Consider the following 20,816-nt stretch of genomic DNA (forward strand, 5'->3'; position numbering starts at 1 on the left):
GACAGGTGTCAACGGAGCCGTCGATCATGTCATTCCCGTACCGCCGGCCGTCTCACGATGCGGCGGCGCGGCGTCCGTGCTCCCTGTGCTCAGTGCGCCGGCGGCAGGGGCCGCACCGGTCGTTCCAGCCTGATCAGGATGCCTTTGGAGGTGGGCTGGTTACTGATGTCGGCCACGCTGTCCAGCGGCACCAGGACCTGCGTCTCGGGGTAGTAGGCGGCCGCCGAGCCCGGTGCGGTCGGGTACGGCACCACCTCGAACCCCTCGGCGCGGCGTTCGGCGTCGTCGTGCCAGACGCTCACCACGTCGACCCGGTCCTTCTCGCGCAGGCCGAGGGCCGCCAGGTCGGCCGGGTTGACGAGGACCACCCGGCGACTGCCGTGGATACCCCGGTAGCGGTCGTTCTGCGTGTAGGGGACGGTGTTCCACTGGTCGTGGGAGCGCAGGGTCTGGAGCAGCAGGTGGCCCTCGGGCACGTGCGGCGGCTGCCAGGTGTTGCGCGTGAACAGCGCCTTGCCCGTGGCGGTGCGGAACACGCCCTCGTTGACCGGGTTGGGCAGCCTGATGCCACCGGGGCGGGCCACTCGCCGGTTGAAGTCGTGCAGGCCCGGCACGATCCGGGAGACGCGGTCGCGGATGGCGCCGTAGTCGCTCTCGAACTCTTCCCAGGGCAGGTGTCCGGGGCCGTCGCCGAGGGTGCGGCGGGCGATCCGGCACAGGATGGCGACCTCGCTGAGCAGCAGCGGGGAGGCGGGCTTCAGCCGGCCGCGGGAGGTGTGCACCTCGCTCATGGAGTTCTCGACCGTCACGAACTGCTCGCCGCCCGCCTGGTGGTCCCGCTCGGTCCTGCCGAGGGTCGGCAGGATGAGCGCGGTCCGTCCGCAGACGGTGTGGGAGCGGTTCAGCTTGGTGGAGACGTGGGCGGTGAGGCGGCAGCGCCGCATCGCCTCCTCGGTGACGGCGCTGTCCGGGGCGGCCCGGACGAAGTTGCCGGCGACGCCCAGGAAGACCTTGATCCGTCCCTCGCTCATCGCCCTGATCGAGTCCACCGAGTCCAGGCCGTGGGCGCGCGGCGGTTCGAAGCCGAACTCGTCCCGCAGGGCGTCCAGGAAGGAGTCGGGCATCTGCTCCCAGATGCCCATGGTGCGGTCGCCCTGGACGTTGCTGTGCCCCCGCACCGGGCAGGCACCGGCGCCGGCGCGGCCCAGGTTGCCGCGCAGCAGCAGGAAGTTGACGATCTCCCGGATGGTGGGGACGCCGTGCTTGTGCTGGGTGATGCCCATCGCCCAGCAGACGACGACCCGTTCGCTGCCGAGGACGTCGTCGCGGACGTCCTCGATCTCCTGCCGGGTCAGTCCGGTGGCGGCGAGGACGTCCGGCCAGGAGGTCTCGCGCACGTGCTCGGCGAACTCCTCGAAGCCGCTGGTGCTGTCGCGGACGAAGTCGTGGTCCAGCACCTCGCCGGGCCGGGCGTCCTCGGCCTCCAGGAGCAGGCGGTTCAGCGCCTGGAACAGCGCGAGGTCGCCGCCGGGGCGGATGTGGAGGAAGCGGTCGGCGATCTCGGTCCCGCCGCCGATCACCCCGCGCGGCTTCTGCGGGTTCTTGAATCTGAGGAGCCCCGCCTCGGGCAGCGGGTTGACGGCGACGATGCGGGCGCCGTTGCGCTTGGCCTCCTCCAGCGCGGACAGCTGCCGCGGGTGGTTGCTCCCCGGGTTCTGCCCCACGAGGAAGATCAGGTCGGCGTGGTGCAGGTCCTGGAGGCTGACCGTGCCCTTGCCCGTGCCGAGCGTCTCGTGCAGCGCGAAACCGCTGGACTCGTGGCACATGTTGCTGCAGTCGGGCAGGTTGTTGGTGCCGAAGGCGCGGGCGAAGAGCTGCAGGACGAAGGCGGCCTCGTTGCTGACCCGCCCCGAGGTGTAGAAGACCGCCTCGTCGGGGGTGTCCAGCGACTTCAGCTCCTCGGCCAGGAGGCCGACGGCGTCGATCCAGCTGATCGGCTCGTAGTGGTCGCGGCCGGGCCGCTTGACCATCGGCTCGGTGAGCCGGCCCTGCTGGTTGAGCCACATGTCCGAGCGGCGGCCCAGGTCCGACACGCTGTGCTCGCGGAAGAAGCCGGCGCTGATCCGGCGCGTCGTCGCCTCGTCGTTGATGTGCTTGGCGCCGTTCTCGCAGTACTCGTTGCGGTGCCGGTGCCCCGGTGCGGGGTCGGCCCAGGCGCAGCCGGGGCAGTCGATGCCGCCGACCTGGTTCATGGTGAGCAGGTCCACCGCGGTCTGCCGCGGGTGCGTCTGCTCCAGTGAGTACTCCAGCGCGTGCACCACGGCGGGCACGCCCGCGGCCCAGGTCTTGGGCGGGGTGACGGTCAGTTCGTCCCGGGGTTCTTCCCTGGGCGGCTTCTTCATCCGAGGATCGCCTCTCGTTCCCTGTCGTCCCGTACGGCGGTCAGCCCACCGGCCACACCGGTACCCGGCTCCTCGGCGGCTCCGCCTCCGCCGGCCGCACCTGCCCGCCGCGAATGGTGCCCCGCCAGCCCCCGCAGGCCTCGCCGAATCCTTCGATGTACGTCCTGAAGTTCGCCAGCTCCCGCCGCAGGACGCGCCCCGCCGCCCCGGGGACGGCGGAGAACAGGCCGGCCGGTCCGTACGGCTCCATCCACATCCGCACCGTGACGGCGGTGCGGCCCTCACCGGCCTGCCGGAACCTCACCTCGCCCCGGTGCCGGGGGCGCCGGCCGAGGCTGCGCCAGACCAGGTGCGAGTCGGGCACCTGCTCCACGATCTCGGTGACGAACTCGCGGCACACCGGCCCGCGACCGATCACCCAGTGGGTCACGGCGGGCCTGACCTGCTCGACCCGCCTGACCGTGGCGCTGAACCGCGGAAAGCTCTTGAACTGGGTCCACTGGTCGTAGGCGACACGCACCGGAACCGCCACCTCGACCGTCTCCTCGACGCTGGTCATGCGCCGACCCTCCTTCACGGGCTCCGCCGGAGCGCCCCGGACGGCTCCGGGACACGGTGGCGAGTCGTCTCCACCGAAACCCGCCGACGACGCCTCCGCAAGCGGAACGGCGCGCACGCACACCTGATCAACAAGCTGCCGGGCGCGACAGCGGGCCCGCCGAGCCCGCGGCGTGGGTGCGGGTGCGGGGGCCACGGTGGGCCGCCGTCACCGGCCGGGCGCCGGAAACGGGGAGTGTACGTTCGTACGCACTGGCTGTAGGCTCCCGCGCATGACTGTCGACGTACTGCACCCGGCCGCGCCGGCCGACCGGCGCGCCCGGGTGGCCGTGGCCGTGCTGTTCTTCACGAACGGCGCCCTGTTCGCCAACCTCCTGCCGCGCTATCCGCAGATCAAGGCGGACCTCGGCATCGGGAACGCCGCCTACGGCCTGGCCGTCGCGGCGTTCCCGGCGGGCGCGATCGCCGCCGGGCTCGCGGCCGGGGTGCTGGTGCGCCGGTTCGGCTCGGCCCGGGTGGCGGTCGGCGGCACCCTGCTGACCGGGGTGGGGATCCTGGCGGCCGGCCTGGCGGAGTCGGTCGCGGTGTTCGCGGCGGCGCTGTTCCTGGCCGGTGCGATGGACGCGTTCACCGACGTCGCGCAGAACGCGCACGGCCTGCGGGTGCAGCGCCGCTACGGGCGCTCCATCATCAACTCCTTCCACGCCATCTGGTCCGTCGGAGCCGTCACCGGCGGTTCCATGGCGGCCGGCGCGATCGCACTCGGCGTGCCGCGCGGGCAGCATCTGCTGTTCTCCGCCGTGGTGTTCGCGGTCGCGGCCTGCGTGGCACTGCGGTACTGCCTGCCCGGGCCGGACACGGAGGCGGCCGAGGAGACGGCGGCCGGCACCGGGACGCCCGCGGCCGGGTCCGTACCGGCGGCGGGGCGGCGGACCACCTATGTCCTCGCGGCGCTCGTCCTCATCGCCACGGCCGGCACGCTCGTCGAGGACGCGGGCAGTTCCTGGGCCACCCTCTACCTCTCCGACTCGCTGCACGCGTCGGTGGCGCTGGCCGCCTCCGGCTATGTCGCCCTGGTCGGGGCGCAGTTCGTCGGCCGGCTCATCGGCGACCGGCTGGTGGACCGCTTCGGCCAGCGGACGGTGGCCCGCTCCGGCGCCCTGATCGCCGCGGTCGGCATGGGCCTGGCGCTGGCCGTCCCCACGGTGCCGGGAACGGTCCTCGGGTTCGCCGCGGCCGGGTTCGGTGTGGCGACGCTGGTACCGGCGGCGATGCACGAGGCGGACGAGCTGCCGGGCCTGAAGCCCGGGTCGGGGCTGACCATCGTCTCCTGGCTGATGCGGCTGGGCTTCCTGCTCTCCCCTCCCGTCGTGGGTCTGGTGGCCGACGCGTCGAGCCTGCGGGTGGGACTGCTGGTGGTGCCGTTCGCGGGAGTGCTCGTGCTGCTGCTGGCCGGAGTCCTCGGACCACGGCGCCGCTGAGCGGGCCGCCCCGCGCCGCCTCCGCGGGCGGCACGGCGCGTCACGCGGGCACGGTGAGTGTACGTTCGTACGCTTCAGGGGGTACGATCCTGCGCATGCCGACGGACCACTTCGCGGGCGACTCCCGCACCAACCTCGAACGGATGCTGGCGGGCGACCTCTACATCGCCGACGATCCGGAGATCGCCCGCAGGCAGCAGCAGGCCGTGCGCCTGGCCGCCCGCTACCAGGCCGCCTACGCCGAGGACGCGGTGGCCGCGCGGCCGATCCTCGCCGAGCTGCTCGGCCACCTGGGGGCCGAGGCCCATGTGCGGCCGCCGCTGTACGTGGACTACGGCAGCAACATCACGATCGGTGCGCGCACCTTCGTCAACTACAACCTGACCGCGCTGGACGTCGCGGCGATCACCATCGGCGAGGACTGCCAGATCGGGCCGGGCGTCCAGCTCCTCACCCCGACCCACCCCCTGGAGGCGGAGCCCCGCCGGGACAAGCTGGAGGCCGCCAGGCCCATCACCATCGGCGACAACGTCTGGCTGGGCGGCGGCGCGATCGTGCTGCCCGGCGTGAGCATCGGGGACAACTCCGTCATCGGCGCCGGCGCGGTCGTCACCAAGGACGTGCCCGCGGGCGTCGTGGCCGTCGGCAACCCCGCCCGGCCGGTGCGGAACGTGTAACCCTGCTGCCATGGCTACCGGACACACGGACCCGCAGCGGCGCGAACGGATCATCGCGGCCACCCTCGACCTGATCGCCGAGGAGGGCATCGCGCGCGTCTCCCACCGGAAGATCGCGACCCGTGCCGGGGTGCCGCTCGGCTCGATGACCTATCACTTCAGCGGGATCGACCAGCTGCTGCGGGAGGCATTCGGCCGTTTCACCGACCACATCGTGGCCGTGTTCGACGCCCACCTCGGTGCCGCGGCCGACCGCGAGCAGGCACGGCAGGCGGTGGCCGACCTCGTGCACGAGCTGTCCGAGGGCAGCCAGCGGGACCTGGTGCTCACCCAGGAGCTGTACACGCTCGCCGCGCGGCAGCCCGCCTACCGGGAGCTGACCCACGAGTGGATGCGCCGCAGCCGCGTACACCTCGAGAAGCACTTCGACCCGGCCACGGCCCGCCAGCTCGACGCCCTCATCGAGGGGCTGACGCTGCACCGCGCCCTGGCCCGGGAACCGCACGGGCGGGACCTCACCCTGGAGGCCGTCGCCCGCATCACCACCACGGACCCGCGCACTTCCTGACCGCCCGTGCGGCGCAGGCCTGACCCCTGTGCCGCACGGGCACTGCCCGTTCAGCAGACGCCGTCGCCCGGCTTCGGGTTGCCCAGGCCGAACAGGGGACGCAGCTTCAGGCCGACCCAGGTGCCGGCCAGGGCGAAGACCCCCCACAGCCAGCCGCTGAGGCTGCCCGAGGCGATACCGGCCAGATAGGCGCCGATGTTGCAGCCGCCGGCCAGCCGGGCGCCGATGCCCATCAGCACGCCGCCGAGCACCGCGGCGAGCGCGGTGCGCCAGGGGATTCCCCGGTGCAGGGCCCAGGTGCCGCCGACCGCCGAGGCGAGGGCCGCGCCGATCATGATGCCGATGTCGGTCAGGCTGGTCTTGTCGGCGAGCACCGGACCCGCCAGCATCTCGGCGTTGCCGGGCCGCTGCCACCAGGTCCAGTTCTCCGGATGGCCGCCGAGGGCACCCACCAGCTCCGAGCCCCACAGGCTGAAGGCGCTCGTGACGCCCCAGGCGCCGCCGGAGACGAGCATGACCCCCGCCCCGAGCAGCGCGAGGACCAGGGCGCCGGCCGCCAGCGGCCACGAGCCGCGGACCGCCCGCAGCGCCGCACCGCGGGCCGAGGGCACGGTCCCCAGCGGCGGCGGATTGCGGCGGGCCTGGACGCGACGGCTGACCAGCACCACCAGCAGCAGCGCGGCGATGGTCACGCCCCAGGAGCCGAACCAGCCGATGTGCTCGGACAGGACGACGGGCTCCCAGGCCGGGAGGTCCTTCCACAGGTCGAACTGCCAGGCGGCCAGCGTGGCACCCCCGACGAAGCCGCCGAGGGTCAGCACGATCGACGTCTGCCCCGAGCCGACCGCGAAGAGGGTGCCCGAGGCGCAGGCCCCGCCGAGCTGCATGCCGATGGCGAAGAGCGCCGAGCCGGCGAAGAGACCGACGCCGATCGAGCCGGCGGACGGCGCCGGCTGGGAGCCGAACAGGCCGGTCTCCGTACCGATGAGCAGCGCGAACAGGGTGGCCGTGGTGCCGAGCAGCAGCGCGTGCGCGCGCAGCCCCGCACCGTTGCCGACGGCGATCAGTTGCCGCCAGGCGGAGGTGAAGCCGAAGCGGGAGTGGAACAGGGCGACGCCCAGGCCGAGCCCGAGCAGGAGCAGCACGCCGGGTTTGGCGCCGTGCGCGGACCAGACGTAGGCGGTCAGCGCGGCGGCGAGCAGCCCGGACACCACCAGGGGCGTCCGCCGCACCGGCGGCAGGGGCGGCGCCTCGGGACGCGGCGAGGAGGTGCGCACGGGAGCGAACAGGGCGGCGGACGCGCGCGGCGGCGCGGCCGGGGTCGACCCGGCGGGGGGCGCGGTGGTCACGGAAGTTCTCCGGGAGGGTGCACGGGGACGGCGGGGACTGGCGGACCGGCGGCGCGGGGCACGGCCGGTGAGGGCTCAGCGGCGACAGAGGCCGTCGTCGACGCACCACGCCGAGCACGCGAACAGCGCGAGGCACAGCAGCGGGGCGGATGCAGACATGCGTGCGAATATACGGAAGAGGGCGCTCCGGACGCCAAGCCGTCTCGCCATGCGGATGGCGTGGCGAGACGGCCCGGCGCCCGGAGCGCCCCGGGTCGCGCGGGTTCGGCTGTCCCCGGTCCTCAGGGAGCGGCCGCGGCGCGAACCTCGGCGAGGAGGTCGTACATCGTCTGGCCGGGGCAGTCGGTCTCGAGCCAGTCGCGGTGGCCGCTGACCGTCGCCACGTCCTTGGTGTCGCCGTTCACCGGGTTGACGAACGTGGTCTCCCCCTGCGGGTCCAGCCCGCCGAGCCGGGCGACGGCCTTGATCAGCCGGATCAGCGAGGCCTTGGCCGCGTCCGTCGGCCCCTGCTCGGACAGGTTGCCGAGCAGGGCGATGCCGAGGTTGCCCGAGTTGAAGCCTCCGGTGTGGAAGGCGGTGACGAGGTTGCCCTCGCCGTCGAAGGCGGGGCTGCCGTCGTCGCCGGAGTAGCGCCCCTCGTAGACCACGCCGGCCTCGTCGACGAGGAAGTGGTACCCGATGTCCCCCCAGTCGAGGGTGACCGCGTGGTACTCGTAGACGGCCCGGATGGTGGCGGCCGGGTCCGGGTCGTCGTTCACGGTGTCCGCGTGGTGGACGGTGATCGTCTGCAACGGGTAGTACGTCTCGGGCGAGTTGACCTCGCCGTCCTTGTACCGCTTGGACTCGTCGGCGCCCCAGGCCGGGCGGGACAGGTACTGCACACCGCGCACGCGCGTGGGCTCGGCCGGCACCTCGACGGTGCGGCGGGGGCCGCCGGTGGTGTCGATCGCGACGGTACGCACGTCGCCGGCGCCCTGCGTGGTGCGCACCTCGTAGCCGGTGGCCGCGCCCGCGGCGACGAGGGCCGCCCCGCCGCCCTCGACCGTGGCGCAGCCGCCGCCCAGTTCCCGCCATTCGCCCGACGCGGCGTCGCCGTCGGTGAAGCGGATCCCGGCTCCGCCGCGCGCGCCCTTCCAGCGCAGGCCGACGTAGGAGGCGGCGAAGGCGGTGGTCGCGGCGCCGGTGCCGGTGGCGGCGGCGGAGCGGGTCGCGGGGAAGTCCTCGCCGCCGGTCCCCTCGGATCGCGGTGCGGACTCGGCCTCGTCGTCGCCGGAGTCGGTGACCGCGAACACCGCCGGGGTCAACACCGCCCCGGCGGCCACGGCACCGCCGGCGGCGAGCGCGCCGCGCCGGGAGAGGGACCGCTTCCTGCGGTGTTCGGAGGGCGTGGGCTGAGGGGTTTCTGGCAAGGCAACTGCCCTTTCAGGCGTTCACGTGACGGGCGGTGCACCGTGCGGACTCCACGACGGCGCGCGCTTGATCGTCAACTCACCCTAAAGGCTGTGTACTTCGGTCATGCATCCCGCTCGCGACCATTTCGTGAAGGTTATGGCCAGAGCCGCGAATTCGCGAGAGCCACGTCCGCACGGGTGAGGCCCCGGGGCCGGGCGCCCCGGGGCCTCGTCCGTGTGCGGGCACGGCCGCCTACACGGTGCGCTCCAGGCGGTCCGCCATAAGCTGCACGAACCGGGCGGGATCGCCCGGCCGGCCGCCCTCGGCGAGCACGGCGAGGGCGTGCAGCAGCTCGGCGGTCTCGGTGAGTTCCGTACGGTCCGCCCGGTCGGTCCAGGCCCGGTTCAGGGACTTGACCAGCTGGTGCTCCGGGTTGAGTTCGAGGATGCGCTTGGCGCTGGGCACCTCCTGGCCCATCGCCCGGTACATGTTCTCCAGGGCGGGCGTGAGCTCCCCCGAGTCGGAGACCACGCAGGCCGGCGAGACGGTGAGGCGGGAGGAGAGGCGGACCTCCTTGACCTCCTCGCCCAGGTGCTCCGACATCCAGCCGAGCAGCCCGGCGTACTCCTCGCCCTGCCGCTCCTTCTCCTCCTCGCTCTTGTCGTCCTCGGTGCCGGAGAGGTCGATCTCGCCCTTGGCCACCGAGCGCAGCGGCTTGCCCTCGTACTCCCCCACCGCGTCGACCCAGACCTCGTCGACGGCGTCGGTCAGCAGGAGGACCTCGACCCCCTTGGCCCGGAACGCCTCCATGTGCGGGGAGTTCTCGATGGCCCGGCGGGACTCGCCCGTCATGTAGTAGATGGCCTCCTGGCCGTCCTTCATCCGCTCCGTGTACGCCTTCAGCGCGGTCGGCTCGTCGGCGTCGTGGGTGCTCTCGAACGAGGAGGCGGCGAGGATCGCGTCCTGGTTGTCGGAGTCGGTGACCAGCCCCTCCTTCAGTACCGCGCCGAACTCCCGCCAGAACGTGGCATAGCGCTCGGGCGCCGACGTCCTGAGGTCCTTGACCGTCGAGAGGACCTTCTTCGTCAGCCGGCGCTGGATCATGCGGATGTGGCGGTCCTGCTGGAGGATCTCGCGCGAGACGTTGAGCGAGAGGTCCTGCGCGTCGACGACGCCCTTGACGAAGCGGAGGTAGGGCGGAAGCAGCTCCTCGCAGTCGTCCATGATGAAGACGCGCTTCACGTAGAGCTGCACGCCGCGCTGGTAGCCCTGCGTGAACAGGTCGTGCGGGGCGTGCGCGGGCACGAAGAGCAGGGCCTGGTACTCGAAGGTGCCCTCGGCCTGGAGCCGGATGGTCTCCAGCGGGTCGCGCCAGTCGTGGCCGATGTGCTTGTAGAGCTCGTGGTACTCCTCCTCGGACACCTCGTCGCGCGGGCGGGCCCACAGGGCCTTCATCGAGTTGAGCGTCTCCGGCTCGCGGGCCTCGTCCGCGTCGTCGCCCGGCCGGGGCAGCAGGCGGACCGGCCAGGTGATGAAGTCCGAGTACTTCTTGACGATCTCCCGGATCTTCCACTCGGAGGTGTAGTCGTGGAGCTGGTCGTCGGAGTCGGCCGGCTTGAGGTGCAGGGTGACGGCGGTCCCCTGCGGGGCCTCGTCGAGCGGCTCCAGGGTGTAGGTGCCCTCGCCCTTCGAGGTCCAGCGGGTGCCCTGCGGTTCCCCGGCGCGCCGGGTGACGAGGGTGACCTCGTCCGCCACCATGAACCCCGAGTAGAAGCCGACGCCGAACTGGCCGATCAGCCCGTCGGCGCCGGCCGCGTCCTTGGCCTCGCGCAGCTCCTCCAGGAACTTGGCGGTGCCCGAGTTGGCGATGGTGCCGATCAGCCGGGTGACCTCCTCGTAGGACATGCCGATGCCGTTGTCGCGCACGGTCAGGGTGCGGGCGTCGGGATCGGCCTCCAACTCGATGTGCAGGTCGCTCACGTCGGCGTCGGGCGCGTCGTCGCGCAGGGCGGCGAGGCGCAGCTTGTCCAGCGCGTCGGAGGCGTTGGAGACGAGCTCGCGCAGGAAGACATCCTTGTTCGAGTAGACGGAGTGAATCATCAGCTGCAACAGCTGACGTGCCTCTACCTGGAACTCAAACGTTTCGGTCGTCATGGCTGGTGAGTACCTCACTGGTCCACAGATCGTCTGCACTGGCGCAGGCAACTCTAGAACAGCGGGGCACGCCTTCGAAGCCGGTCGGCCGTCCTGCGTCGGGCGTACCGGCCCGGACGGCGCCCGCCGTCAGCCGTGCAGGGAGCGGTACGCCGCCACCGCGCCGGGGTGAAGCGGCACGCTGCCCGTGCCGATGAGGCTGCGGACGTCCAGGAACTGGGCTCCGACGGCGTGCTCGGGCACGAAGGCGGAGGCGCGCCGGACCAGGAGGCGGGCGAGGGCCCCGGCCACGGCGGGGTCGAGGTCGGGGCGGCACACGAGCAGGTTGGAGACGCCGACGGTGGCGACGCCGGCCGAGGAGCGGTACGCGCTCTGCGGCAGGGTCACCTCCTCCAGCCCCGCGGCGGCCATGCCCTCCCGTCCGCCCGCGAGGCCGGGCAGCAGGTCGGCGAGCGGAAGGAAGCGCAGGCCGGGATCGCGGTCGAGGCCGGAGAGGGTGGGCAGGGGCACGCCGCCCGCGACCAGGAGCCCGACGACGGTGCCGGAGTGCAGGGCCGCCGCCGCGTCGGCGAGGCGCAGGTGCCGTACGGGGACGTCGGTGCCCGGCGAGAGGCCGGCGGCACGCAGCAGCCGGGCCCCGAGATGCGCCGCCCCGGAGCCGACGGCGCCGAGCGAGACGGGGTGTCCGGCGAGGTCGGCCACGCCGCGTACCGGGGAGTCGGCGCGCACGGCGAACTGGAGGTAGGTCTCGTAGACCCGGCCGATCGCCCTGAGGGGCACGGGCCGGGGGAAGAGGCCGGTGTCCCGGGCGGCCCTGGCGGTGTCGGTGAGGACGAGACCGAGGTCGGCGCGGCCGTCGCGGAGGAGCTCGATGTTGGTGATGCTGCCCGCGGTGGTGCGCACGCGGCACCGGAGCCCGGAGCCGGTCGCTTCGAGCTGCTCGGCGAGGAGCCCGCCGAAGGCGGCGTAGAAGGCGGTCGGCTCACCGCTGGCCAGCCGCAGCAGGCCGTTCGGGCCGGAACGCCCGTGCGCGAGGTCGCCCGCGAGCACACCGCCGAGCCCGCCCGCGGCAGCCGCGCCGAGGGCCGCGCGCAGCACGGCACGCCGGTTCACCGGGTGTCTCCCTCGGCTCCCGCGCGCGGTACGACGGCGCGGGCCCGCAGGCCGTGCGGGTGGGCGGGGGCCAGTTCGAGGCGGCCGTCGCGGCCCGCGAGCAGCTGTTCGGCGATGGCGAGGCCCAGGCCGGTGCCGGAGGTCCCGGCCTGGCGGGACGAGCGCCAGAACCGGGTGGTGGCCCGGTCGAGTTCCTCCGCCCGCAGCCCGGGGCCGTCGTCCGTGACGGTGACGACCGCGTACGGCCCCTCGGCGGCGCAGCGCAGCCGTACGTGGGTGCCGTCGCCGGCGTACTTGATCGCGTTGTCCAGCAGGATGTCCGTCACCTGGGCCAGTTCGCGGTCGGTGCAGGCGGCCGGGACCGGCCCGGCGGCCCGGTCCGCGTCGGCGGTGAGGCGGACTCCGGCGCGCCGCGCGACCGGTTCCCACAGGCGGTGCTGGGTCAGCACCGTTCCGGCGGCGTCGCAGCGGGCGTCCGGGTCGTCCGTGACGGTGAGCTCGCCGGCCCGGTGTTCGGCCGCGGCGAGGGCGAGGATGTCGTCGAGGAGGTTCTCCAGCCGGTCCAGCTCGGCGTTGACCCCGGCGTAGGTGCGCTCGCCCGTGGGCCGCAGGTGGGTGTGGAGGGCGTCCACCCGCAGCCGGAGCGCCGCCATGGGGTTGCGCATCTGGTGCGAGGTGTCGGCCACCAGCCGCCGCTGCTGTTCGAGGGCGGCGGTCACGGTGCGGGCCATGCGGTTGAAGCCGGTGGCCAGCCGGCGCAGCTCGGGCGGGCCGCCGACGGCGGCGGAGCCGCGCCTGCCCTGCGGTGCGCGGGGCGGCGTGTGCTCGGGCGGGAGTCCCGCCGCCAGCTCGCCGACCGCCCCCTCGAGGCGGCCCAGCGGGCTGACCACCCAGCGGGTCGCCGCGCGGGCCAGGAGCGTGCAGGCGAGCGCGACCAGCGCGGTGCCGGCCAGGACGGCGGCCCAGCGCCGGGCGATGTCCCCGGCGGCCGCGTCCACGTCGGCGCGCAGCACCACGGCGCCGGAGATCTGGGTGCCGGTGCCCGCCGGTGCCGCGAACATCCGGTGGCCCCCGGACCAGGGCCGCAGGGCGGCGCGCGGATGGGCGGTCTGGTTGCGCAGGGCCGTGTCGACCAGCCGGGCGACGGCGGGGTCGGCCGCCCGCATGCCGCCGGTCTGCACGACGGGGTGCCCGCGGGTGTCGGTGACGACGAGGGGCTCGCCGTAGAGCTGGGTGTAGCGGCGGGCCTCCAGGGCGATCGCCGAGGTGTCCTGGGTGCTCGCCGCCCGGTCCATCAGGGAGGTGAAGCGGTCGAGGTCGGAGCTGCGGGCCAGGACGAGCTGCTGGGTGCGGTCGGAGGCGGTGAACAGCAGCAGCGGAACGGCGAAGGCGGCCACCGCCAGGACGCCGAACACGAGCAGCACCGTCTGGACCCGGGTACGCACGCGGCGGGCCTCAGTCGCCGAGTCGGAAGCCGAAGCCCCGGATCGTGGTGAGCAGCTCCGGGCGGCCCAGCTTGGCCCGCAGCTGGGTGAGGTGCACGTCCAGGGAGCGGGACACGGCGTGGTTGGCGTCGCCCCACACCTCGTCGAGCACCTGTTCGCGGCTGACGGCAGTGCCGGCCCGGCGGGCCAGTACGGCGAGGACGTCGTACTCCTTGGCGGTCAGCTCGACCTCCGTCCCGTCGACCCGGACCTGCCGGGCGTCGAGGAGGATCTCCACGTCGCCGACGCGCACGGTCCGGGCGGCGGGCGGCGCCTGCGCGGCGGTGCGCCGGGTGACGGCCTCGATGCGGGCGAGCAGCTCGGTCAGCCGTACGGGCTTGACGAGGTAGTCGTCGGCGCCGAGCCGCAGTCCGCGCACCACCGAGCGTTCGTCTCCGCGCGCGGTCAGCACCACCACGGACAGGTCGCTGACCGCCCGCAGCCTGCGCAGCACCTCCAGGCCGTCGACGTCGGGCAGGCCCAGGTCGAGGAGGAGCAGGTCGGAGCTGCGGTGGTAGGTCAGCACGTCCTTGCCGCGGGTGACCCGCCGGGTGACGTGACCGTGGTCGTACAGGACCTCCACGAGCGCCCCGGCGACCCCGTCGTCGTCCTCGGCCAGCAGTATCTCCATCCTGCCGCCTCCCTCCGGCGGCGCCCGCGTCGGTGCCGCCCGTGTCCGGACCGGTTTCGCAGTGTCCGGGTCGGTATCTCTGCGTCCGAATGTAGACCACGCCCGGCTCCGCGTTTCGCCTGGTCCGCCGGGTGGCCGGGCCGGTGGGCCGCTTTGTTAAGGCGAGGTTAGTTCTGTGTCCGGTGCTCTCCCGGCCGTCCGGCGGCCGGGGAGAGGCTGCCGCGGTCGAGGACGACACGATCCGAAGGACGCACCGCATGATCATCGACTGTCACGGTCACTACACCACGGCCCCGCCGGCCCTGGCCGGCTGGCGGGAGCGGCAGACCGCCTCGCTGAGCGACCCGGCGTCGGCGCCGTCGCCCGCCGACCTGAGGATCGGCGACGACGAGCTGCGCGAGAGCGTCGAGCCCAACCAGCTGCGGTTGATGGACGAGCGCGGCATCGACCTGACCGTCTTCTCCCCCCGGGCGTCGTTCATGGCGCACCACGTGGGCGACTTCCGTACCTCCGCCGCGTGGGCGGCCCTCTGCAACGACCTGTGCCACCGCGTCGCCGGGCTCTACCCCGAGCGCTTCGCCCCCGCGGCCATGCTGCCCCAGTCGCCCGGCGTCGACCCGGCGACCTGCGTGCCGGAGCTGACACGCTGCGTCGAGGAACTCGGCGCGGTCGCGGTCAACCTCAACCCGGACCCCTCCGGCGGCCACTGGACCGCTCCCCCGCTCACCGACCGCTCCTGGTACCCCCTCTACGAGAAGCTGGTCGAGTACGACGTCCCGGCGATGGTCCACGTCAGCACCAGCGTGAACCCGGCGTTCCACACCACCGGCGGGCACTACCTGAACGCCGACACCACGGCCTTCATGCAGCTGGTGCAGGGCGACCTGTTCGCGGACTTCCCCACCCTGCGGCTGGTGATCCCGCACGGCGGCGGAGCGGTGCCGTACCACTGGGGCCGGTTCCGGGGCCTGGCGGCGGCGCTGGGCAGGCCCGAGCTGGAGGAGCACGTGCTCGGCAACGTCTTCTTCGACACCTGCGTGTACCACCAGCCGGGCATCGACCTGCTGCTCGACGTGGTCCCCACCCGCAACGTGCTGTTCGCCTCCGAGATGATCGGCGCGGTCCGCGGCGTCGACCCGCGCACGGGCCACCACTTCGACGACACCCGGCGCTACGTCGAGGCGTCCGCCCTGCCGGCGCAGGAGGTCGCGGCCGTGCAGGAGCACAACGCCCGCGCCGTGTACCCCCGCCTGGACGCGCTGCTGAAGCGGCAGGGGCGCTGACATGGCCGACCTCGCTCCCCGGACCCCCGGCTGGCTCGACTGGCACCCGTCGCCGGCCGAGCCCTCCTTCCGGCTGCCGTCCGGCGCCGTCGACGCCCACTGCCACGTCTTCGGTCCGCAGGCGGAGTTCCCGTTCGCCCCGGAACGCAAGTACACCCCGTGCGACGCCGGCCGGGACCGGCTCTTCGCGCTCCGCGACCACCTGGGCTTCGAGCGCCAGGTGATCGTGCAGGCCACCTGCCACGGCGCCGACAACAGCGCGATGCTCGACGCGGTCCGTGCGAGCGGCGGCCGGGCGCGCGGTGTCGCGACCGTCCGGCCGGACGTCACCGACGCCGAGCTGCGCGCGCTGGACGAGGCCGGCGTGCGCGGGGTGCGGTTCAACTTCGTGCGCCGGCTGGTCGACACGTCGCCCAAGGACGCGCTGCGCACGATCGCACGCCGGATCGCCCCGCTCGGCTGGCACGTCGTCCTGTACTTCGAGAGCGCCGACCTCCCCGAACTGGAGGACTTCTTCGCCTCGTTGCCCACGCCGCTGGTCGTGGACCACATGGGGCGGCCGGACGTCACCAAGCCGGTGGACGGGCCGGAGTTCTCGCGTTTCCTGCGGTTCACCGACCGGGGCGACGTGTGGGTCAAGGTGTCCTGCCCCGAACGGCTGACCGTCACCGGCCCCGCCGCGCTGGACGGGGAGCGGGAGCCGTACGCCGATGTCCTGCCCTTCTCCCGGCGGGTCGTCGGGGAGTTCGGCGACCGCGTGCTGTGGGGCACGGACTGGCCGCACCCCAATCTCAAGGACCACATGCCCGACGACGGGCTCCTCGTCGACCACGTGCGGCGGATCGCCGTCACCGAGGAGCAGCGGCGCCGGCTGCTGGTCGACAACCCGACGCGCCTGTACTGGCCCGGCGAGCGGTGAGCCGCTCCCCCTCCCGGCCGTCGCCGTCCCCGAACCACGCGACAAGGACCCCGTCATGCAGCACGCCAACGCGCTGAACCGGATCGACCGGCTGCCGGTCTCCCGGTTCCACAAAGTCACCCTGCTCGCCGTGTCGTTCGCGTACTTCTTCGAGTTCGCGGACATCAACACCTTCGCCACCACCGCCCCCAAGCTCGTCGACCTGTGGGGCATCTCGGTCAACCAGGTCGCCTACGTCACCTCGCTGTCGTTCGTCGGCATGTTCTTCGGCTCGATCGTCGCCGGCACCGTCGCCGACCGCCTGGGCCGCAAACGGACGCTGATGCTGACGACGCTGTTCTTCGGCGTCTTCTCGTTCGCGTCGGCGTTCTCCTGGGACCTGCTGTCGCTGACCGTCTTCCGGGTGCTCACCTCGGCGGGACTCGCGGCGATGACCGTGGTCGCGGTCATCTACGTCAACGAGATGTACCCGTCGGCCGTGCGCGGCAAGTACCAGGCGTACGCCATCGTCATCGGCATCTGCGGCACCCCGGTCACCAATCTGGTCGCGAGCGGGGTCGTGCCGCTCGCCGACTGGACGTGGCGCCTGGTCTACCTGTGGGGCTCGCTCGGCATCCTGCTCGTCCTGTTCACCCGGCACCTGAAGGAGTCGCCGCGGTGGCACGAGAGCCGGGGCGACCACGCGAGCGCCGACGCGGTGCTGCGCGAGATCGAGGCCGGTGCCGCCGCCGAGCACGGCCCGCTGCCGGAGCCGGCGCCGCCGATCGCGGAGGAGCCGGTCACCAAGGCGCCGCTGAGGCTGCTGCTCCAGCGCAAGTACCTCTACCCGACGCTGCTGCTCACCGTGGTGTGGGTGACCCAGACCATCGGCTTCTTCGGCTATTCGAGCTGGGCGCCGACGCTGCTGGCCAAGGAGGGCTTCAGCGTCGAGAAGTCGGTCTTCTACGTGGCGCTGACCACGGTGGGGGCACCGCTGGGCTCGTATCTGGCGGCCCTGGTGACCGACCGGTTCGAACGCAAGTGGTGCCTGGTCGCCTTCGGCACGCTGATCGCCGTGTGCGGGCTCCTGTACGGCCTCACGTTCAACCCGGTGCTCATCATCGTCTTCGGCTTCCTGGTCAACCTCTTCGAGCGCGGTTACACGGCGCTCGGCTACGCCTACTCGCCCGAACTCTTCGACACGCGCGGGCGTTCGCTCGGCACCAGCGTGTCGTACGGTCTCGGCCGGCTGTCGAACGCCGCGGGTCCGCTGATCGTGGCGGCGCTCTACAACGGCCACGGCTACCAGAGCGTCTTCTACTTCATCGCCGGCACCTGGCTGTTCGGCGCGATCGCGCTCAGTGTCTTCGGGCCGCGGACCAGGCCGACGCGGACAGTCGCCGCAGCGCCCGGCCGGGAGCAGGACACCGTGCCCGGCTGAGGCGGCCTCAGACCACCTTGGCCATCTCGGTCGTCAGCTGCGTCGCCTTGTGCAGGAGGCCGCGCATGACGACGACGAGCATGACGAACGCGGCGCCGACACCGACGCACACGACCGCGGAGCCCAGGGCGCCGTTCAGCGCCACGCCGTCGTCGGGCGTGGGGATGTCGGCCAGCAGCAGATGGACGGTGACGCCGAAGGCCAGCAGCGTCGCCACGAGCGTGGCGCCGATGACGGTGTCGACCCAGCGGAAGGCGCGCCGGGTGAAGATGGCGTCGCGCTCGACCATGCTGAGCAGCATCCACACGGCGACCAGCACGGCCTGGACGCAGGCCACGCAGGTGATCGCCACGGCCGCGTAGGGCACGGCGTAGGGCTCGTACGGCGGGAAGCGGTCGACCTCGGCGGACGCGGTCGCGGGTATGACGACGGCCTGCCCGAAGAGGCCGAGGAGGAGCGCGCCGGCGATGCCGGCCCGGAGCGCGGCGATGAAGAGACGGTGCATGTAGCGGTGGGCGAGGAAGAGACGTGGCATGTATCGATTATCGATGGGTACCGATCGAAAATCAATCGACTTCGTGTGATCCGCGTACGCTGTCCCCGTGCCGTCCTCCCCGTTGCGCCGCGTCGCCGTCCTCGTGCTCGAAGGGGCGAAGCCGCTGGACGTCGGCATTCCGGCGCAGGTCTTCACGACCCGGGCAAGCATGCCGTACGAGGTACGGGTGTGCGGCGCCGCGCCCGGCCTGGTGACGGGCGGTGACGGCCTCTCGTACCACGTCGCGCACGGCCTGGACGCGCTGGCCTGGGCCGAGCTGGTCTTCCTCCCGGGATACCGGTTCCCCGACGTGGACGACCCGCCGCGCCCCGTGGTCGACGCGCTGACGGCGGCCCACGAGCGGGGCACCCGGCTGGCCGCCATCTCCACCGGCGCGTTCGCGCTGGCGGCCACGGGCCTGCTCGACGGCCGGAGGGCCACGACGCACTGGCACTACACCAGGGCGCTCGCGGCGAAGCATCCCCGGGTGCGGGTCGACGAGAACGTGCTGTTCGTGGACGAGGGCACGGTGCTGACCTCGGCGGGCGCCGCCTCGGGCATCGACCTGTGCCTGCACATCCTCCGCGGCGACCTCGGCGTGAGCGCCTCGAACCACGCCGCCCGGCGGCTCGTCGCGGCTCCCTACCGCAGCGGCGGCCAGGCCCAGTACGTGCCCCGCAGCGTGCCCGCGCCGCTGGGCGAGCGGTTCGCCGCCACCCGCGAGTGGGCGCTGCGCCGGCTCGGCGACCCGCTCACGCTGGAGACGCTGGCCCGGCACGCGGCGGTGTCGGCGCGCACCTTCTCCCGGCGCTTCGCCGAGGACACCGGATACACGCCGATGCAGTGGGTCATGCGCGCCCGCATCGACATGGCCCGTGAGCTGCTGGAGCGCTCGGAGTGCGGCGTCGAGCAGATCGCCGCCGACGTGGGTCTGGGCACCGGTGCCAACCTGCGGCTGCACTTCCGGCGCATCCTCGGCACCACGCCGAGCGAGTACCGGCGCACCTTCGCCGAGGGCGAGTAGCAGCCGGTCACGGAGGCTGTCCCGCGGCCTGTCCGGCCGGGGCTGGCGTGATCCTTTCGAACCATGGCACCCGCGTCGCTGCCACCGGCGGACGGAGCGCGCGAGAGTGGGGAGCGAAGGACCTGGTGGCGAAACGAAGGGACACCCAACTCATGACGCGCATCGGCATCAACGGATTCGGCCGCATCGGGCGCAACGTGCTGCGCGCGCTGCTCGAACGCGACTCCAAGGTCGAGGTCGTCGCCGTGAACGACCTGACGGAGCCGGCCGCCCTGGCCCGCCTGCTCGCCTTCGACTCCACGGCCGGACGGCTGGGCCGTCCCGTGACGGTCGACGGGGACACCCTCGTCGTGGACGGACGGCGCATCAAGGTCCTCGCCGAGCGGGACCCGGCCCGGCTGCCGTGGGCGGAGCTGGACGTCGAGATCGTCCTGGAGGCCACCGGCCGCTTCACCTCGGCGGACGCCGCCCGCGCCCACGTCACCGCGGGCGCCCGGAAGGTCCTGGTCAGCGCCCCCTCGGCCGGCGCCGACGTGACCCTCGCGTACGGCGTGAACAGCGACACGTACGACCCCGCCGCCCACACGATCGTGTCGAACGCGTCCTGCACCACCAACGCCCTCGCGCCGCTCGCCGCGGTCCTCGACGAGCTGGCGGGGATCGAGCACGGCTTCATGACGACGGTGCACGCCTACACCCAGGAGCAGAACCTCCAGGACGGTCCGCACCGCGACGCGCGCCGGGCCCGCGCCGCCGGGGTCAACATCGTGCCGACCACGACCGGTGCCGCCAAGGCGATCGGCCTGGTGCTGCCGAACCTGGACGGCAAGCTGTCGGGCGACTCGATCCGCGTGCCGGTGCCCGTGGGCTCCATCGTCGAGCTGAACACGACGGTCGCCCGCGACGTGACCCGCGAGGACGTGCTGGCGGCCTACCGCACGGCCGCCGAGGGCCCGCTCGCCGGCGTGCTGGAGTACTCCGAGGACGCACTGGTCTCCTCCGACATCACCGGCAACCCGGCCTCGTCGATCTTCGACTCGGCGCTGACCCGGGTGGAGGGCCGCCACGTCAAGGTCGTCGCCTGGTACGACAACGAGTGGGGCTTCTCGAACCGGGTGATCGACACGCTCGAGCTGCTCGCCTCGCGGTGAACGGGCAGCCGATTCGGCATCGCGGGGGCCCGCACGTCACAATGGTGCGATGAGCAATTCCAAGGTTTACTTCGACATCGACATCGACGGCCAGGATGCGGGCCGCATCGTCTTCGAACTCTTCGAGGACGTCACCCCCAGGACGGCCAAGAACTTCATCGAGCTGTCCACCGGCGAGCACGGCTTCGGCTACGCGGGTTCCTCGTTCCACCGCGTCATCCCGCAGTTCATGCTCCAGGGCGGTGACTTCACCGCGGGCAACGGCACGGGCGGCAAGAGCATCTACGGCGCGAAGTTCGAGGACGAGAACTTCAAGCTGAAGCACACCGAGCCGTACCTCCTCTCCATGGCGAACGCGGGCCCGAACACGAACGGCTCGCAGTTCTTCATCACCACCGTCGTCACCTCGTGGCTGGACGGCAAGCACGTCGTCTTCGGCAAGGTCGTCGAGGGCACCGAGGTGGTCGACAAGATCGAGGGCTACGGCTCCTCGCCGCAGGGCACGACCTCCGCGAAGATCACGGTGCGCGCCTCCGGCAAGCTGTAGGACGTCCTGACCGGCCCTTCCCGGCCGGAAGCGACGGGGCCCACCGCACACGCTGCGGTGGGCCCCTTCTCTTTCGCCTGGTGGGGCGCGCCGGGTGGTGCGACGCTGGGGTGGAGAAGTGTCCGAGG

Annotated in this window: 18 protein-coding genes; 9 read left to right on the forward strand and 9 right to left on the reverse strand. The window is 72.8% G+C overall.

The window, feature by feature from the left end; genetic code table 11:
* Nucleotides 1–89 precede the first annotated feature (89 nt).
* Complete coding sequence (locus IG94_RS0107100) at nt 90–2,402, reverse strand: FdhF/YdeP family oxidoreductase (protein ID WP_031032587.1); 2,313 nt, start codon at nt 2,400–2,402, stop codon at nt 90–92.
* Between the two features lie 40 nt (nt 2,403–2,442).
* Entirely contained in the window at nt 2,443–2,961 is a 519-nt protein-coding gene (locus IG94_RS0107105) for an SRPBCC family protein (RefSeq protein WP_031032588.1), read from the reverse strand.
* Between the two features lie 271 nt (nt 2,962–3,232).
* On the opposite strand from IG94_RS0107105, the gene IG94_RS0107110 reads away from it, so the two are divergent.
* From IG94_RS0107110 to IG94_RS0107120, 3 genes are all read left to right on the forward strand, one after another.
* The gene (locus IG94_RS0107110) at nt 3,233–4,441 is read left to right on the forward strand and encodes an MFS transporter (RefSeq protein WP_031032589.1); all 1,209 of its coding nucleotides are present in this window, start codon (nt 3,233–3,235) and stop codon (nt 4,439–4,441) included.
* A 95-nt stretch (nt 4,442–4,536) separates the two neighbouring features.
* Nucleotides 4,537–5,118: a sugar O-acetyltransferase gene (locus IG94_RS0107115; protein ID WP_031032591.1), complete on the forward strand. Its 582-nt coding sequence runs from the start codon at nt 4,537–4,539 to the stop codon at nt 5,116–5,118.
* 10 nt (nt 5,119–5,128) lie between these two features.
* Nucleotides 5,129–5,686 (forward strand): TetR/AcrR family transcriptional regulator, encoded by a 558-nt coding sequence (locus IG94_RS0107120; RefSeq protein WP_031032594.1) that lies wholly within the window; start codon nt 5,129–5,131, stop codon nt 5,684–5,686.
* 50 nt (nt 5,687–5,736) lie between these two features.
* Here IG94_RS0107120 and IG94_RS0107125 read toward each other — a convergent pair whose 3' ends face one another.
* The 6 genes from IG94_RS0107125 to IG94_RS0107150 form a co-directional block, all read right to left on the reverse strand.
* Nucleotides 5,737–7,035, reverse strand: a complete 1,299-nt coding sequence (locus IG94_RS0107125; protein ID WP_031032596.1) for a YeeE/YedE family protein — start codon at nt 7,033–7,035, stop codon at nt 5,737–5,739.
* Between the two features lie 281 nt (nt 7,036–7,316).
* On the reverse strand, nt 7,317–8,444 hold the full coding sequence (locus IG94_RS0107130; RefSeq protein WP_031032597.1) for a peptidoglycan recognition protein family protein: 1,128 nt from the start codon (nt 8,442–8,444) through the stop codon (nt 7,317–7,319).
* A gap of 235 nt (nt 8,445–8,679) precedes the next feature.
* Nucleotides 8,680–10,581 (reverse strand): molecular chaperone HtpG, encoded by a 1,902-nt coding sequence (htpG, locus tag IG94_RS0107135; protein WP_031032599.1) that lies wholly within the window; start codon nt 10,579–10,581, stop codon nt 8,680–8,682.
* 129 nt (nt 10,582–10,710) lie between these two features.
* Nucleotides 10,711–11,694: a TAXI family TRAP transporter solute-binding subunit gene (locus tag IG94_RS0107140; protein ID WP_052410579.1), complete on the reverse strand. Its 984-nt coding sequence runs from the start codon at nt 11,692–11,694 to the stop codon at nt 10,711–10,713.
* Entirely contained in the window at nt 11,691–13,139 is a 1,449-nt protein-coding gene (locus IG94_RS0107145) for a sensor histidine kinase (protein WP_031032604.1), read from the reverse strand. The genes IG94_RS0107140 and IG94_RS0107145 overlap by 4 nt, the downstream gene beginning before the upstream one ends.
* Nucleotides 13,140–13,149: 10 nt before the next feature.
* A complete protein-coding gene (locus IG94_RS0107150; protein WP_031032606.1) occupies nt 13,150–13,809 on the reverse strand; it encodes a response regulator transcription factor in 660 nt (219 codons plus the stop codon).
* 257 nt (nt 13,810–14,066) lie between these two features.
* Here IG94_RS0107150 and IG94_RS0107155 point away from each other — a divergent pair, with 257 nt between their 5' ends.
* From IG94_RS0107155 to IG94_RS0107165, 3 genes are read left to right on the forward strand one after another with little or no spacing between them, the layout of a single operon-like run.
* Nucleotides 14,067–15,092 (forward strand): amidohydrolase family protein, encoded by a 1,026-nt coding sequence (locus IG94_RS0107155; RefSeq protein ID WP_031032608.1) that lies wholly within the window; start codon nt 14,067–14,069, stop codon nt 15,090–15,092.
* Nucleotide 15,093: 1 nt separating this feature from the next.
* Nucleotides 15,094–16,011, forward strand: a complete 918-nt coding sequence (locus IG94_RS0107160) for an amidohydrolase family protein (RefSeq protein ID WP_031032609.1) — start codon at nt 15,094–15,096, stop codon at nt 16,009–16,011.
* A gap of 55 nt (nt 16,012–16,066) precedes the next feature.
* On the forward strand, nt 16,067–17,431 hold the full coding sequence (locus IG94_RS0107165; protein WP_031032610.1) for an MFS transporter: 1,365 nt from the start codon (nt 16,067–16,069) through the stop codon (nt 17,429–17,431).
* Nucleotides 17,432–17,438: 7 nt separating this feature from the next.
* Here the strand turns inward: IG94_RS0107165 and IG94_RS0107170 are convergent, their stop codons facing one another.
* Nucleotides 17,439–17,936 carry a DUF2975 domain-containing protein gene (locus tag IG94_RS0107170; RefSeq protein WP_031032613.1) on the reverse strand — a complete coding sequence of 166 codons (498 nt, stop codon included), beginning with the start codon at nt 17,934–17,936 and terminating at the stop codon, nt 17,439–17,441.
* 97 nt (nt 17,937–18,033) lie between these two features.
* On the opposite strand from IG94_RS0107170, the gene IG94_RS0107175 reads away from it, so the two are divergent.
* The 3 genes from IG94_RS0107175 (at nt 18,034) to IG94_RS0107185 (ending at nt 20,688) form a co-directional block, all read left to right on the forward strand.
* Nucleotides 18,034–18,990 carry a GlxA family transcriptional regulator gene (locus IG94_RS0107175; RefSeq protein WP_031032615.1) on the forward strand — a complete coding sequence of 319 codons (957 nt, stop codon included), beginning with the start codon at nt 18,034–18,036 and terminating at the stop codon, nt 18,988–18,990.
* 152 nt (nt 18,991–19,142) lie between these two features.
* Nucleotides 19,143–20,141, forward strand: coding sequence for a type I glyceraldehyde-3-phosphate dehydrogenase (gene gap, locus IG94_RS0107180; protein WP_031032617.1), 999 nt, complete (start codon nt 19,143–19,145; stop codon nt 20,139–20,141).
* A 49-nt stretch (nt 20,142–20,190) separates the two neighbouring features.
* The gene (locus IG94_RS0107185) at nt 20,191–20,688 is read left to right on the forward strand and encodes a peptidylprolyl isomerase (RefSeq protein WP_031032624.1); all 498 of its coding nucleotides are present in this window, start codon (nt 20,191–20,193) and stop codon (nt 20,686–20,688) included.
* Nucleotides 20,689–20,816: the final 128 nt, after the last annotated feature.

It is taken from the genome of Streptomyces olivaceus, from assembly GCF_000721235.1.
GTDB lineage: Bacteria > Actinomycetota > Actinomycetes > Streptomycetales > Streptomycetaceae > Streptomyces > Streptomyces olivaceus.

What these genes read in the sequence shown, in the direction of transcription:
- IG94_RS0107170 (WP_031032613.1), bottom strand. Translation starts at nt 17,936, where the DNA reads ATGCACCGTCTCTTCATCGCCGCGCTCCGGGCCGGCATCGCCGGCGCG.
- IG94_RS0107185 (WP_031032624.1), top strand. Translation starts at nt 20,191, where the DNA reads ATGAGCAATTCCAAGGTTTACTTCGACATCGACATCGACGGCCAGGAT.
- gap (WP_031032617.1), top strand. Translation starts at nt 19,143, where the DNA reads ATGACGCGCATCGGCATCAACGGATTCGGCCGCATCGGGCGCAACGTG.
- IG94_RS0107160 (WP_031032609.1), top strand. Translation starts at nt 15,094, where the DNA reads ATGGCCGACCTCGCTCCCCGGACCCCCGGCTGGCTCGACTGGCACCCG.
- IG94_RS0107120 (WP_031032594.1), top strand. Translation starts at nt 5,129, where the DNA reads ATGGCTACCGGACACACGGACCCGCAGCGGCGCGAACGGATCATCGCG.
- htpG (WP_031032599.1), bottom strand. Translation starts at nt 10,581, where the DNA reads ATGACGACCGAAACGTTTGAGTTCCAGGTAGAGGCACGTCAGCTGTTG.
- IG94_RS0107150 (WP_031032606.1), bottom strand. Translation starts at nt 13,809, where the DNA reads ATGGAGATACTGCTGGCCGAGGACGACGACGGGGTCGCCGGGGCGCTC.
- IG94_RS0107115 (WP_031032591.1), top strand. Translation starts at nt 4,537, where the DNA reads ATGCCGACGGACCACTTCGCGGGCGACTCCCGCACCAACCTCGAACGG.
- IG94_RS0107105 (WP_031032588.1), bottom strand. Translation starts at nt 2,961, where the DNA reads ATGACCAGCGTCGAGGAGACGGTCGAGGTGGCGGTTCCGGTGCGTGTC.
- IG94_RS0107165 (WP_031032610.1), top strand. Translation starts at nt 16,067, where the DNA reads ATGCAGCACGCCAACGCGCTGAACCGGATCGACCGGCTGCCGGTCTCC.
- IG94_RS0107100 (WP_031032587.1), bottom strand. Translation starts at nt 2,402, where the DNA reads ATGAAGAAGCCGCCCAGGGAAGAACCCCGGGACGAACTGACCGTCACC.
- IG94_RS0107155 (WP_031032608.1), top strand. Translation starts at nt 14,067, where the DNA reads ATGATCATCGACTGTCACGGTCACTACACCACGGCCCCGCCGGCCCTG.
- IG94_RS0107110 (WP_031032589.1), top strand. Translation starts at nt 3,233, where the DNA reads ATGACTGTCGACGTACTGCACCCGGCCGCGCCGGCCGACCGGCGCGCC.